The following is a 13464-nucleotide window of genomic DNA, read 5'->3' as shown; positions in this document are numbered from 1 at the left end:
CAGTTATCCCCGCCAAGTCCTCGTCTTTCCATAACTACATTAGAAATTTAAGTTTTACCTAAACTAAGAGAAGGGGACTTATTCGATTTTCACGTCTTTTAGTTAAGCGTAAGGCAGCTCAGGCTCAGTTTTCAATCTCATCCATCATTGAGCTCTAGAGGGTTTTTTCTAAATTTCGGGCGTATTCTCCTGAGGAAAAAAATAGGAGCCTATTTTCTCACCGAAAGAATAGCTTTCACTGGTTTAACGTAGCCTGTGCACCGACAAAGGTTTCCGGCCAAAGCTTCTCTGATCTCCTGTTCTGTGGGATTTGGATTTTTATCCAACAAAGCCTTAGCCGATAGGATCATTCCAGGCGTACAGAATCCACACTGAACGGCTCCATGCTCGATGAAGGCTTTTTGCAAGGGATGAAGTTCACCATTTTTCGAGAGACCCTCTATCGTCAGTATTTCTTTACCATCAGCTTCAACCCCCAGCACAAGACAAGAGTTAACTGGTTCCCCGTTGAGAAGAACCGTACATGAACCACATTCACCTGTTTCACAGCCAAGTTTTATTCCAATCAATCCGAGTTTTTTCCGCAAGACATAAGCCAAACTCCAATTGGGAGGTATGTCAAGCTTATAGAGACGCCCATTCACAGTTGTCTTTATTTCCATGCTTATCGACCTCCCACTTTTTGAATTGCATTTTTTAGAGCCCGCTTAACCAGCACTCTGCTTACTTCCCTCCTGTACTCTGCGGTTGAACGCACATCGGTTATGGGGCTGGTTTCACTGGACGCCATCTCCGCAGCTCTCTCAATGTTTTCATCCGTGCATGCTTCACCTTTGAGCAACGCTTCAGCCTTTAAAGCTCTCATCGGCGTTGGAGCAACAGCGCCCAGAGAGATTTTAACATCTTTAAATTTGTTTTCGCTGAGCTCCACAGCTACAGCAACATTAACTACAGCAAGGTCAACCCCTGTTCTCCTAACTTTCAAAAACGTTGCGCCCATGTTTTGGGGAGGAGTTGGTACTCGAATTTCTTTCAGCATTTCACCTTGCTCCAGAGATGTTCTTTCAGGGCCTATGAAAAAATCTTTGATTGGAATATCTCTTTCTCCTTTATCGCTTATCGCTGTGAGCATAGCATCCAAGACTAAGAGCGGTGGCACCATATCGGAGGAGGGAGATGCACGGCAGAGATTTCCACCTATTGTTGCCCTATTCCTAATCTGAACGGAGGCGAAAACCTTTGTAGCTTCGGTGATAATGTCGAATTTTTTTCCGATAACATCCGATTGCGCCAAGGCGTTGATTGTGACTGCGGCCCCGATGGTTAACTGTTCGTTTTCATATTTTATTCGACTGAGCTCCGGAATCGCTTTTATATCTATCAGATATCTTGGCTTAGTCCCACCTGTTCTCATACTCACCAATAAGTCTGTTCCGCCTGCGAAGACCGTTGCTTCACTTTTGTACTTGGCGAGAAGGAGACAGGCTTCTTTCAAGGTTGCCGGCTTAAAATACTCAAACCCAGCCCACATCGTCCTTTCACCTGCCTCCGGCCTTTAACGCACGGAGAATTTTTTGAGGCGTTATTGCGAGGTCATGGATTCTGATTCCTAGGGCGTCAGCTATCGCGTTGGCTACGGCTGGTGCTCCTACGGTGTTAGCCGCTTCGCCCACCCCTTTAGCTCCCCAAACTCGCTCAGGCTCGTGGGGTGCTTCCACAAGTATAGCCTTATAATACTCAACTGAAGGATGGTCTAGAATGGTCGGGATCTTGTAGTCTGTAAAGTTTGGGTTAAGAACTTTCCCTTTATCTAGATAGATCTCTTCGAATAAGCCGAAGCCTAAGTTCATGCTTGCACAGCCTTCCGCTTGCCCTTCCACCGCAAAGGGAAGAATGGGTCTACCGCAGTCCAAAGCATTAACAAGTTTCACCACTTTCACTTCTCCTGTTTCAACATCCACTTCCACTTCTACAGCCTGCGCTGAGTATCCATAATAATTTGCGGCCCTCTCACATTTGCCTGTTTCAGGATCCATGGGGGCGGGTTTCCAGTAGGCGGTTGCCTTACCTAGAATCTCCCCCTCCTCATAGAAAGTACCTGCCAGAGGCATGTAGGCGAATAGATCCCCGATCATCATCGATTTTGAGGGATCGTTTTTAACGTAGATCTTGCCGTTTTCCATATCAAGTTCATCAGCCTTCACATCTAATTTTTCGCCAGCTTTTTTGAAAATTTGCATTTTGGCATCCCGGCATGCTTCCCTGATGGCGACGCCGCACGCCTGAGTCTGCGAGTTGGAGCTGGCTCCGAAGCCGAAGGGCGTAATAGCAGTATCAGCCATCACCACCTTAACTTTTTCAAGAGGTAGCTTAAACTCTTCCGCCGCCACCATCGCCGCCAACGTGTAATATCCTTGTCCCATGTCAATCCCGCTGGTCCTAACCTCCACCGTTCCATCCTCGTGAACCTTGACGATGGCACTGTCTGCTATGGGAAGAAGACTGTATTTGTTTCCTATGGCCACACCTCTCCCTCTTCTTATCGAGCCGTCGACTCTCTTTAAGGCGCCCCATTTCTTCATCTCCTCCGCTATGGCTTTCAGGCATGCTTTAGCACCAACACTCGTCAATTTTTCTCCTATGATATTTCTGTCTCCTTCTTCAAGCGAATTCTTCAGCCTTAATTCTATGGGGTCCATTCCAAGTTCTTTAGCAATGATATCCATCTGGCACTCGATGGCAAAGACGGGCTGTCTTGCAGCATAGCCTCTTAAGCATGCAGTCACAGGACTGTTGGTGTACACACCATAGGAATCCCACTTAAAATTCGGTATCTTATAGTTTCCGATACCGCCATACATGGCATTTTTAACTTTCAGCTGCGTCCAACCCGCATAGGCGCCCATATTCATGATTACTTTCATTTCTCGAGCAACAAGTGTCCCGTCCTTCTTTACACCATCCTTGATGTGGATTATCGCCGGCTGAGCTGTTATTGTGAACATTTCCTCTCTGCTCCACCTCAGCTTTACAGGTTTACCTCCAGTTCTCTGAGCCAACGCAACACACATCGACTCTGTCACCATCTCAAGCTTATTTCCAAAGCCGCCGCCTACGTAGGGTACAATTATCCTTATTTTCGAGGGTGAAAGCCCGAGGCCGTCGCATATCTCAGTTCTAACCATGTAGGGGCACTGGCTTGAAGTCCAGACAGTTACATCTCCTGTCGCCGGATCTACTTTTGCTATAGAGCAGTGCGGTTCTAGCTCAGAAGGATGAACCCATTGATAAGTGTAATCGTTTTCAACAATCAAGTCCGACTCTTTAAACCCCTTCTCAACATCTCCTATTCGAACTCGAAAATAGTTCGTGATATTGGGTATTTCCAGCGCTTTCGTCAGAGTGGGTGAACAGCCCCCCGGCCATACTATTTTATACTTCCAAAAGTCTGGATGGATGACCACGGGACAATCAGGTTTCATAGCCTCTTCAGGATCGAAGATAGCAGGTAACTCTTCATACTTCACTTCGATCAAGTCTATCGCTCGCTGAGCTGTTTCTTCGTCTTTAGCCGCAACCCCAACCACGGGTTCTCCGATGTATCTAACTCTATCCCTAGCGAAAACAGGGCAGTCCCAAACTCCTAGGCCATATCTTAAGTCCGGCAAGTCTCTGCCTGCCACCACAGCCTCTACGCCTTCCAAAGCTTCGGCTTTACTCGTGTCGATGCTTATAATTTTAGCATGGGGATAGGGGCTTCGCTTCACTTTCCCGCATAACATATCGGGCATTTCAATGTCGTCGCAGTAGACAGCTTCTCCCTTCACTTTGGCTTCAGCATCTATGCGGGGAACGTTTTTTCCAACAAACAGAAAATCTCCCATTTATTAGGCACCCATAATCTTTCCATTTTTCTATTTATCAGAACTCCACCTAAAAAGCTTATGGTTCTCAATTTGCGCCGTTAACAAAAATATATTTAATATTTACCAAGACCTATTGTGAAAACTAAAAGCCATATAGAGTTGTAGATTTAAAGAAAACTTCGAAAAGAAGCCACCTTATAATCCTAGGTAGGCTGATTTAATTTCAGGGGCTTCGATAAGTTTATCACAAGGATCAGCGTGAACGATTCTTCCATTTTCTAGAACATAGCCGAAATCAGCAACTCTTAAAATCTGGTGAACATTCTGCTCGACAACTAGGACCGTGACGCCTTCTTCCCTTATACTTTTAACAGTGTCATAGAGTTTAGAGACAATAATAGGCGCTAAACCGAGGGACGGTTCATCCAACATTAAAAAATCAAGATTTGACATAAGAGCTCTGGCCACCGCAAGCATTTGCTGTTCGCCTCCGCTCAAAGATGAGGCAAGTTGTTTTCTTCTCTCCTTCAAAATTGGAAAAAGGGAGTACACTCTATCCAAGTTATCTCGGCATTTTAATCGGGCTTCCTTTCGGAAGGCTCCACTCAAAAGGTTTTCCTCAACAGTCTTACCTTGGAAGAGCCCTCGGCCTTCTGGAACAAGAGACATACCCATTTCAACCCTCTTGTAGGAAGGCAGGAATGTTATGTCCTTGCCCTTGAAAATGTTCCTTCCTTTCCTAGGAGGCAAAATCCCGACTATGGATAAAAGCAGAGTTGTCTTCCCAGCCCCATTGGGGCCAATGACACACGTTATGCTTCCTTTTTCAACTTTTATTGAGACCCCATGAAGGACGTTGATGGATCCTCTGTCCACATAAAGGTCTTCAACCCTAAGCAACAGCTTCCCACCTAGTGCCCAAGTAAGCTTCTTCAACCTGCTTCATTTTAAATACTTCTTCAGGTTTACCTTCCCCTATTTTTTCGCCATGATGTAAAACCATGACCTTCTCCGCCAAAGCCCAGACGCCCTTGAGCACATGCTCGATGATGACTATGGTGATGTTGAACTCTTTGTTTATTTTTTTAATCATTTCACAGGCCACCGTAACCTCGGCTGGGTTTAAACCGGCAAGAACCTCGTCAAGCAGTAGAATCTTAGGGTTACATGCAAGGGCTCTTGCTACTTCAAATCTCCTCAACTCTGTGAATGTTAAATTTCTTGCGAATTCATTCGCCCTGTTGATGAGGCCTGTGAACTCCAGCACTTCTCTCGCCCATTTCTCAGGGTTCCTTTTATCCAGAGGTCTACCGAATTTAGCTCCAACCATAATGTTATCGAAAACCCGCATATCTTTAAAGGGCCTAACGATCTGGTAGGTTCTCGCTATGCCCATCTTGCAGATTTGGTGAGGCTTTAACCCAGTGATGTTCTTGTTGTCGAAGATGACGTAACCTCCGTCCGGCTTATAGTAGCCCGTCACGATGTTGAAAAGAGTTGTCTTCCCAGCTCCATTCGGCCCTACGATGCCTGCAATGCTAGCTTCTTCTACTTCAAAATCTACACTTTTCAGCGCTTTAATCCCGCCGAAGCGTTTATCTATTTTGTTCAATCTGAGAATGGTCATTTAACCATCGATCCCTGAAATGATTCTTACGTTTAACGGGAGATTTTTCAATAACAAAAGTTAACACCACAGCTTATATACGCTTTCCCATCCATGCGAGGGAAAACCATGATTTTTCCCTGCTTCTAAGAGAGTTCTCTCGGATTCTATTTTGCTGGTGATAAGGGTTTCTGAACAGTGATCTTTTGCATTCTGAAAATCCTGAGTAAAGTAACCCTCTTGCCTCGAAGGAGTACACTGAGTATCAGGAGGATGCCCAGTAAGATGCCGAAGGGGTAAGGATTACCCATGGAGAGGAATATTTCGAATAAGAGGGTTAAGATTATTGCACTTACGATTCCTCCTATTAGATTGCCTAGGCCGCCAATTATGCCCATGACAAGCGTGTAGATCGATATGTATGCTGGAAAGGCTATGTCGGGGTCTATGTAGCCGGCTCTGGAAGCCATTATGGCTCCGGTGGAGCCCATGAAGACGGCGGTTATACCGAAGGCTAGAAGCTTATATTTCGTGGTCGGAATTCCGCAGGATTCAGCTGCGATTTCATCATTTTTAATGCTCATCAACCCTAAACCGAACTTTGAATTTTTGATAAAATAGACCGCCAAAATTACTGCGACTGCATTTATTATCAGCAAGTAGAGGATAGTTGTCAAATCGTACATTATAGTTATACGTCCTAATGTTCTGAAGTAGTTAGTCTCCGTGAAGGTGACGATGTTTCTTATGAGTTCTCCGAGGGCAAGTGTTGCGATGATAAAATAGGGACCTTTAATCCTTAGAAACGGTACTCCTAGGCCAAGAGCAGCGGCGAAACATACAGCTGCGGAAGCCGGTATGGCTCCATAAAGTGTTAAGATGGGCGTTAACAAAGCGCTCATATACATGCCTAATCCGTAGAAGGCTGCTGAGCCCAAAAGTATGTAACCTGCGTATCCTGAAATTATCTGCCATGCTGAAACCAGCGCAATAAACGAAAGGACTATGATCAGTATGCTGGCTGCGTAGGTTCCTCCGAATACAGGAACGGAAGCTGTAACTACTATAAACAGGGTCAGGGCGGCTATCTGTTTTGAGCTTAATAGAGCCATCAAAACTTTCACTTTCTTCCAAATAATCCTGAAGGTCTAAGCAGAATTACCAGTATAAAGATTGAGTAGGCTATGGCCAGCCTTAAACCCGGAGATATCAGGTAAACGAGAGTTGTTTCAATTATCCCTATCAGCAGACCGCCAACTATGCTTCCTTTGGGGCTTCCGAGGCCTCCTAGGATAACCACCACAAAAGCTAGTATGGCGTGTTCAATGCCTATGAAGGGACTGAAGGGATAGTTAAAGCTCCAAGCTAGACCTGCAATGGCTGGAGTGATTGTTCCTATGGTTAGAATTCCGAAATAGGCATTTCTTACGTTCACACCCACCAAACCTGCAACTTGATCGTTGTCGATTACCAGAGAGATGCCTCTGCCAAACCATGTTTTATTCATCAATGCCAATACTATTCCTGCCACGGGAAGGCATATTATAGGAATCATCAAACGGTTGAGAAGTGTTGATACGGCGAAAAAGTCTATGGGGACCATCATCCACCTGTAAACCTGAATGTCCGAAGTGAACATCCAAGCAACGGAGTTAGATAGAAGTATCATCAAAGCGAAAGTTAAAATCAACCCATAGCTCTCCATCTCCTCAGGAGCTCTTGTGAGTCTCCCTATGGTTCCGAGATAAAGCCCGAGGCCGATAACCGCTGCCACCCCTGCTGCAAAGGGAATTGCTAAGGGCGGCGGGACTTTGAAGGCCGTGAAAAGCCAGAATGAGACATAAGCCCCTATCATGACGAGTTCCCCATGGGCGTAGTTGATTATTCTCGCCCCACCCCAGATCAGGGTTAAACCTAGGGCGCCAAGGGCATAAGCTGAACCTATGATGATGCCTGCAACAATAAGTCGCATCCCTATTGTGAGCGTGTAACCGACTGCCTCTATCACCAACAGGCACCTAGTACATGTATTATAGCTGTCAACAGCTTTAGATTTTCGCCAGACTAGTAAGCCATAGTAATTTGTTTCATTTATATAAATTTGATGGCATATGGCAAGGTGAAAATATTATTTTTTAACAGTCAGGGTTTTCTTGTAATTTAGAAGCTGACTGAGAGACATGCCTTTTGGAACATAGTAAATTGGAGGCGAAATATCACCTGAGGCGATCCTCGCATACACACTAGGTTCGATGGTTTTATTTTCCACCGCCTCCCTGAATAAAGGAGTGGCCGGAAAAATCTCTGTGAGCGAAATTTCAACAGCATCAGCCGGGATCTTTTTTGCCAATTGAACCGTTTTTTCAACATCTTCAACGGTTTCCGTGGGAAGACCTATCATAAGACTGCAGAGTGTGCGGATGCCGATCTCTCTACAAAGCCTAAAAACTCTGAAAATCTCTTCATCGCTAAACTTTTTACCGATAACATCGTAACGTATTCTTTGAGAGCCTGACTCTACGCCGAAATTTATGTACCGACATCCAGCTTCGTACATGGAGAGTAAAAGCCGCCTGTCGACAAGGTCCACCCTTGTCTGCAGAGCCCAAACTACGTCTAGGTTCCTTTTGAGGATTTCAGAGCATAGATCAGCCATGTGCTTCCTTGAAATGGTGGCAATATCGTCCACCAAATAAAAATGCCAGTCATATTCTTTTCCGACTTTTTCCATTTCATCCACGACGTTGGCTGCTGATCGGAATCTGAGCTTTCGACCCATTGTGGCGGGAACATTGCAAAATACGCAATTGTAGGGGCAGCCTCTCAATGTTGAAATGTTTGCGAACTCTTTCCCATGTTCAAAGTAGTCTGATTTTTTTATCAACTCCCTAGCTGGAAAAGGCAACGCGTCGAGGTTTTGAGGTGCAATACCATGATGTTCGCCTTTAATCTTTTCCCCGTTGAGGATTTTTTTAACAAGTAGCGGAAAAGATATTTCTCCCTCCCCTATGAAGCCAGTGTCTATTTCTGGGAAGGCTTTAATGAAATTGGGCTCGGAGGTGACGTGACTTCCGCCTAAAACTATGGTAACATCTTTTCCAAGGGTTAGCTTGGAGGCTTTAGCAAGTCGAACCGCACCTCTCAGCTGAGGAGTTGTAGCCGAAATCCCGATCACGGAAGGCTTTTCGGCTGTGACTATCTTTGCAGCCTCCTCTGCGCTCCTTATGAGATGTAAACGCGCATTACAGTCAACAACTTTAACCTGGAAGCCGCTTGCTTTCAGTGAAGAGGCAAGATAGAGGAGGCCTAGAGGAGGCATATTGGCTAAGCCATAGCTGGCGGAAGTAACCTCTAACTCTCGAGAAACTTCAACAGGAGGATTGACAAGAACAACATCCATAACTCTGTCTTCGTGTATTTAAAAACAGCGGGGAATTTAAAGGTTTTAACTTGCAACCGCAAGAACTGGTTAGCCATTAATTCCGGTTTATTATTCATGATGGAAAACAGGAAAATACATCGAAGTGTTTAGAGGCCAGATGAATCCATGCGAAACGTGGGGCTTAAATTTTATATGAGCACCGAAGAATAGGAATTATGCTGGGCTGTGGGTGGTTTAGTTGGAAAGAAAGTTTAAAGTCCTTGTCCCAGAAGTCCTCCCGCCTGGGGACAGAGCTTTAGAAAAGGTTCTGGGAGGATATGCGGAGATCAAGGTAGGCCTTGAACGCCCCTACACTGAGGAGGAGTTTATAGAGGAAGCTAAGGACGTCGACGCCATCATCGTTAAAGCTCGGGATAGAGTCACTAAAAGAATCATCGAATCGTCTCCTAATCTCAAGGTTGTATCTAAGTGCGGCGCTGGAATCGACAACATCGATGTCAAAACAGCCACTCAAAGAAATGTTTTAGTTGTCCGTGCTCCGGGAGTGAACGCGAACGCTGTGGCTGAACATGCTTTAGCATTGATGTTTTCGGTTATGAGAAAGGTTCCTCTGGCCATGGCTCACCTCAAAGCTGGAGGTTGGAGGGGCGGTAAGCTGGTGGGGGATGAGCTTTCCGAATGCACCGTGGGAATCATCGGGCTGGGAAGCATAGGAAGACTTGTGGCTAAGAAACTTCGCGGGTTCGATGTTAGGATTCTGGCCTACGACCCCTATGTCTCAAAGGAAAGCGCTGCGGAGGTCGGCGCATCCTTGGTAGACCTTGAAACCTTGGTCAAGGAGGCGGAAGTCATCACCATCCACGCCTTGCTTACCCAAGAGACAAAGCATCTCATCGGCGAAGACCAATTTAAAAAAATGAAGCCCACAGCCTACATCGTCAACACGGCCAGAGGGGCTATAATAGATGAAAAAGCTCTCTACAAGGCGTTGAAAGAAGGACGTATCGCCGGTGCAGGGTTGGATGTTTTCGAGGAGGAGCCGGCGAAACCAGATAATCCCTTATTCCAGCTGGAAAATGTGGTGGTGACACCTCACATCGGAGACAGTGCGAGAAGGTCAACGGAGAAACTTTACGAATACTCTGCTGAAAACGTCTTGAAAGTTTTCAGAGGCGAAGCACCTCCAAAGGAAGCTGTGGTCAACCCTGAAGTCTTAGACAAACTTGGCTTGAAGTAGTAGCTGATTGTTCAGATAGAGTTATGGGATGACAAAGATGGCGTCGTCAGCCCAGTTTCTTTTGATGAAGCCTTTCTCCATGTTTACCATTGGAAGGTAGTTGTGGAAGATTCGGATGGGTTTGCTGAGCCTTATGGTTGAAACCTGTTCGACGCATCCTTTCCCATGGTTCTTTTCCAACGAGGGCAGAATCTTTCCGTTGAAGCCGTTGTTGATGTCGTCGTCTGTTTGGCCTTCGATGATCATGATGAGGGCTGTGTGGCCGTCGATTTCAGCTATGTGGGATTCGTAGATGAGGTCGGTGAAGACGGTTCGAACATTGGGCTCTTCTTTGATTTCTTTGATGATCTGGTCTTGAGTAATGCCTAGCTTGAATTTGATGAGGTAAAGGTGTCTTGCGCCGAATTCTTTAAGCCCATCAGGCCCTATGTTGAGGTAAGTGTAGTAGCTGAGTAGGCCTTCTTCCTCCAGTTCTTTTCTCTTTCTGTTCACCGTTCGGATGGGTATGTCTGTCAGTCTGCCTATGGCGTTGTCGGAGAGGCGGGGGTTTTTGATGAGGCATCGTACTATTTGCCTTTCTTGGCTGTCAAGTTTTCTCAGTTTTAAGTATTTTTCTGACATGTTTATGACATATAATTTAGGAAATGGTTATAAACTTTTCTACTGCCTTTTAAAGGCAACAAAAGCCCCGATGCCGGTGAACTGAATGGAGAACCTAGGCTGCGCAAACAACCCCTACCGAGATTCTAAGGTGGTGGAGGCCTGCTCTCTCTTCGGGGTTATGGACCGCGGTGGAAGAAGATTCGACGGAAAAGACATCATCAGAGCCATGGCCAACATGCGGGAGCGGGGCAACGGCTTGGGAGGAGGCTTCGCCGTCTACGGGCTTTACCCCGACTACAGGGATTACTATGCCTTCCACCTGATGTATGAAAACACGACGGCGAAGAGGCGAACTGAAGAATTTCTGGCCAAGCACTTCAACCTCCATCTCACCGAGGAAATCCCCACGAACAACAACATTCAACTCTCAAACCCGCCCTTGCTGTGGCGGTACTTTCTGCAACCGAAGAAAGGCTGTGGACGTTCTTCCTGGGATGACTACGTGTTGGAAAAGGTAATGACAGTCAACAATGCCATTGAGGGTGCTTTCGTGTTTTCCAGCGGACGGGATATGGGTGTCTTCAAAGGCGTCGGCTACCCTGAGGATGCCGCTGAATACTTCTGCTTGGAAGAGTATGAGGGCTACATGTGGACGGCTCATGGGAGGTTCCCCACCAACACGCCCGGCTGGTGGGGCGGCGCTCAGCCTTTCAGTGTCCTCGACTGGGCTGTGGTCCACAATGGTGAAATTTCATCCTATGGCACCAACCGCCGCTACCTAGAAATGTACCGTTACCTTTGCACCATGCACACCGATACCGAGGTTCTGGTTTACGCTTTAGACCTTCTGAGGCGTGTCCATGGTCTGCCTCTTGAAGTTGTTTCCAAGGTCTTTGCACCACCCTTCTGGTTTGAAATCGACAGGATGGAGAGAAAAGAAAAGGAACTGTACACAGCGCTCCGTCAAGTGTATGGAAGCTTGCTGATGAACGGACCTTTCACGGTGATATTTACAAGCCGCGGTGAAATGGTGGGGCTGACTGACCGGATAAAATTGCGGCCTCTCTGCGTCGGCGTTAAGGATGACCTGATTTACATGTCCTCCGAAGAGGCAGCCATCCGCTTGGTTTGTCCGAGTGTGGAGAGATGCTGGCGTCCCAAAGGAGGCGAGTTGGTTGTGGGCAGGCTGAGGGCTCAGGCAGTTGAAAAACTTCTGGCTTCCAGTGAGGTTTGATGAAAAGCTACCTGCTTTCTGAATACTTGGTGCAGGTGGACGGAGACCGCTGTACTCTCTGTCTAGCCTGTGTAGTCCAATGCACCTACGGCGTGTTCTCTCACAACAGAGAGAGCAGAGGGCTCAGTGTTAGAAGCGAAAAATGCGTTAACTGCCACCGATGCGTAATATTCTGCCCCGTTCAAGCCATAGCTGTGGTGAAGAACCCCACCGCCTACCGGGAGAACTTCTACTGGGCGGAGAAGACCATACGGGCGACGGTCAGCCAAGCGGAGAAGGGGGGAATCCTTCTCGCAGGAATGGGCTGCGACACTTCCATGCCCGTCTACTGGGATAAACTCCTTCTAAACGCCAGTCAGGTGACCAATCCTTCCATCGACCCCCTGAGAGAGCCTGTGGAGCTGCGCACCTACTTGGGAAGTAAACCTGACCGCTTGGAAGTCTGCGACAGCGGCGATGGGCCTGTGCTAGAAACAGCCATCGCCCCTCAGTTGACCTTGGAGACTCCCATCCTCTTCGCAGCCATGTCCTACGGGGCCATCAGCTTAGAGGCGCAAGAGGCTCTGGCACAGGCTGCTTTGGAGTTCAGAACCCTATTCAACGCAGGGGAAGGGGGCCTCCACAAGAGGCTGTACCCGTATGGGGGGCGCTGCATAGTTCAGGTGGCCTCCGCAAGGTTCGGAGTGCACATCGACTACCTCAACGCCGCAGCGGGCATAGAGGTTAAGATCGGTCAGGGCGCCAAGCCGGGTATCGGCGGCCATCTTCCAGGGGAGAAGGTTACCCGGGAAGTCTCTGAAACCCGCATGATCCCCGAAGGCACCGACGCCCTTTCACCGGCTCCCCACCACGACATTTACTCCATCGAAGACCTCCGGCAGCTTATCTACGCGTTGAAAGAGGCCACCGACTACGTGAAGCCGGTTTTCGTGAAGATAGCGGCGGTTCATAATTCAGCGGCCATCGCCAGTGGAATCGTGAGGGCGGGAGCCGACGCTGTGGTGATAGACGGCATGAGGGGAGCTACAGGAGCCGCGCCTCTAGTTGTGAGGGACAATGTGGGCATACCTTTAGAGCTGGCGTTGGCGGCGGTGGACCAGCGTCTAAGGGATGAGGGAATCCGTAACCGCGCCTCGATCATCGTGGGAGGGGGAATTAGAAACAGCGCTGATGTGGTGAAGGCAATAGCCTTGGGCGCTGACGCCGTCTACATAGGCACAGCTGCCTTAGTGGCCATGGGCTGCAGCCTCTGCCAAAAATGCTACACGGGTAAGTGTCCATGGGGCATAGCCACAACCGATCTGGAGATTTCGAAAAGGCTCAGCCCGGACACAGCCTCCCGAAGGCTGATAAACTTGCTCCAAGCGTGGAGTCTTGAAATCAAAATGATGCTGGGGGGTATGGGAATGAACTCTGTTGAAAGCTTGAGGGGAAACAGGCTTCACCTCCGCGGCGTAGGGCTGACGGAGGGTGAGTTGAAAGTTTTAGGGGTGAAGATGGCTGGAGAGTAGTTTCCACCGCTAGGAGGAACGTGGT

At 47.6% G+C, this 13464-nt stretch carries 12 protein-coding genes; 3 read left to right on the top strand and 9 right to left on the bottom strand.

Going from position 1 to position 13464, the window contains the following annotated elements:
• Positions 1–209 precede the first annotated feature (209 nt).
• From BWM17_RS02290 to BWM17_RS02255, 8 genes are all read right to left on the bottom strand, one after another.
• The gene (locus BWM17_RS02290) at positions 210–668 is read right to left on the bottom strand and encodes a (2Fe-2S)-binding protein (RefSeq protein ID WP_414641313.1); all 459 of its coding nucleotides are present in this window, start codon (positions 666–668) and stop codon (positions 210–212) included.
• Positions 665–1531 (bottom strand): xanthine dehydrogenase family protein subunit M, encoded by an 867-nt coding sequence (locus BWM17_RS02285; RefSeq protein WP_309492270.1) that lies wholly within the window; start codon positions 1529–1531, stop codon positions 665–667. The genes BWM17_RS02290 and BWM17_RS02285 overlap by 4 nt, the downstream gene beginning before the upstream one ends.
• A 7-nt stretch (positions 1532–1538) precedes the next feature.
• Positions 1539–3884, bottom strand: coding sequence for a xanthine dehydrogenase family protein molybdopterin-binding subunit (locus tag BWM17_RS02280; RefSeq protein WP_309492269.1), 2346 nt, complete (start codon positions 3882–3884; stop codon positions 1539–1541).
• A gap of 177 nt (positions 3885–4061) precedes the next feature.
• Positions 4062–4769 (bottom strand): ABC transporter ATP-binding protein, encoded by a 708-nt coding sequence (locus tag BWM17_RS02275; RefSeq protein WP_414641312.1) that lies wholly within the window; start codon positions 4767–4769, stop codon positions 4062–4064.
• On the bottom strand, positions 4759–5493 hold the full coding sequence (locus tag BWM17_RS02270; protein ID WP_309492267.1) for an ABC transporter ATP-binding protein: 735 nt from the start codon (positions 5491–5493) through the stop codon (positions 4759–4761). Before BWM17_RS02270 ends, BWM17_RS02275 begins: the two co-directional genes overlap by 11 nt.
• Positions 5494–5639: 146 nt before the next feature.
• Complete coding sequence (locus BWM17_RS02265) at positions 5640–6596, bottom strand: branched-chain amino acid ABC transporter permease (RefSeq protein WP_309492266.1); 957 nt, start codon at positions 6594–6596, stop codon at positions 5640–5642.
• Positions 6593–7480 (bottom strand): branched-chain amino acid ABC transporter permease, encoded by an 888-nt coding sequence (locus BWM17_RS02260; RefSeq protein ID WP_309492389.1) that lies wholly within the window; start codon positions 7478–7480, stop codon positions 6593–6595. Before BWM17_RS02260 ends, BWM17_RS02265 begins: the two co-directional genes overlap by 4 nt.
• A 120-nt stretch (positions 7481–7600) precedes the next feature.
• The gene (locus BWM17_RS02255; RefSeq protein ID WP_309492265.1) at positions 7601–8872 is read right to left on the bottom strand and encodes a B12-binding domain-containing radical SAM protein; all 1272 of its coding nucleotides are present in this window, start codon (positions 8870–8872) and stop codon (positions 7601–7603) included.
• Positions 8873–9092: 220 nt separating this feature from the next.
• Here BWM17_RS02255 and BWM17_RS02250 point away from each other — a divergent pair, with 220 nt between their 5' ends.
• Positions 9093–10091, top strand: coding sequence for a hydroxyacid dehydrogenase (locus BWM17_RS02250; RefSeq protein WP_309492264.1), 999 nt, complete (start codon positions 9093–9095; stop codon positions 10089–10091).
• Positions 10092–10112: 21 nt separating this feature from the next.
• Here the strand turns inward: BWM17_RS02250 and BWM17_RS02245 are convergent, their stop codons facing one another.
• Positions 10113–10712, bottom strand: coding sequence for an Lrp/AsnC family transcriptional regulator (locus BWM17_RS02245; protein ID WP_309492262.1), 600 nt, complete (start codon positions 10710–10712; stop codon positions 10113–10115).
• Positions 10713–10797: 85 nt separating this feature from the next.
• Between BWM17_RS02245 and BWM17_RS02240 the strand changes: the two genes are divergently transcribed.
• A complete protein-coding gene (locus tag BWM17_RS02240) occupies positions 10798–11928 on the top strand; it encodes a glutamine amidotransferase family protein (RefSeq protein ID WP_309492260.1) in 1131 nt (376 codons plus the stop codon).
• Positions 11928–13439 (top strand): glutamate synthase-related protein, encoded by a 1512-nt coding sequence (locus BWM17_RS02235; RefSeq protein WP_309492259.1) that lies wholly within the window; start codon positions 11928–11930, stop codon positions 13437–13439. The genes BWM17_RS02240 and BWM17_RS02235 overlap by 1 nt, the downstream gene beginning before the upstream one ends.
• Positions 13440–13464 lie beyond the last annotated feature (25 nt).

This window comes from Candidatus Hecatella orcuttiae (genome assembly GCF_002009985.1).
GTDB lineage: Archaea > Thermoproteota > Bathyarchaeia > Hecatellales > Hecatellaceae > Hecatella > Hecatella orcuttiae.
This window is presented reverse-complemented; position numbering and strand designations above follow the sequence as displayed.

Coding starts and splice junctions, on each gene's coding strand:
- BWM17_RS02240 (WP_309492260.1), top strand. CDS start 10,798: ATGGAGAACCTAGGCTGCGCAAACAACCCCTACCGAGATTCTAAGGTG.
- BWM17_RS02285 (WP_309492270.1), bottom strand. CDS start 1,531: ATGTGGGCTGGGTTTGAGTATTTTAAGCCGGCAACCTTGAAAGAAGCC.
- BWM17_RS02235 (WP_309492259.1), top strand. CDS start 11,928: ATGAAAAGCTACCTGCTTTCTGAATACTTGGTGCAGGTGGACGGAGAC.
- BWM17_RS02270 (WP_309492267.1), bottom strand. CDS start 5,493: ATGACCATTCTCAGATTGAACAAAATAGATAAACGCTTCGGCGGGATT.
- BWM17_RS02280 (WP_309492269.1), bottom strand. CDS start 3,884: ATGGGAGATTTTCTGTTTGTTGGAAAAAACGTTCCCCGCATAGATGCT.
- BWM17_RS02255 (WP_309492265.1), bottom strand. CDS start 8,872: ATGGATGTTGTTCTTGTCAATCCTCCTGTTGAAGTTTCTCGAGAGTTA.
- BWM17_RS02245 (WP_309492262.1), bottom strand. CDS start 10,712: ATGTCAGAAAAATACTTAAAACTGAGAAAACTTGACAGCCAAGAAAGG.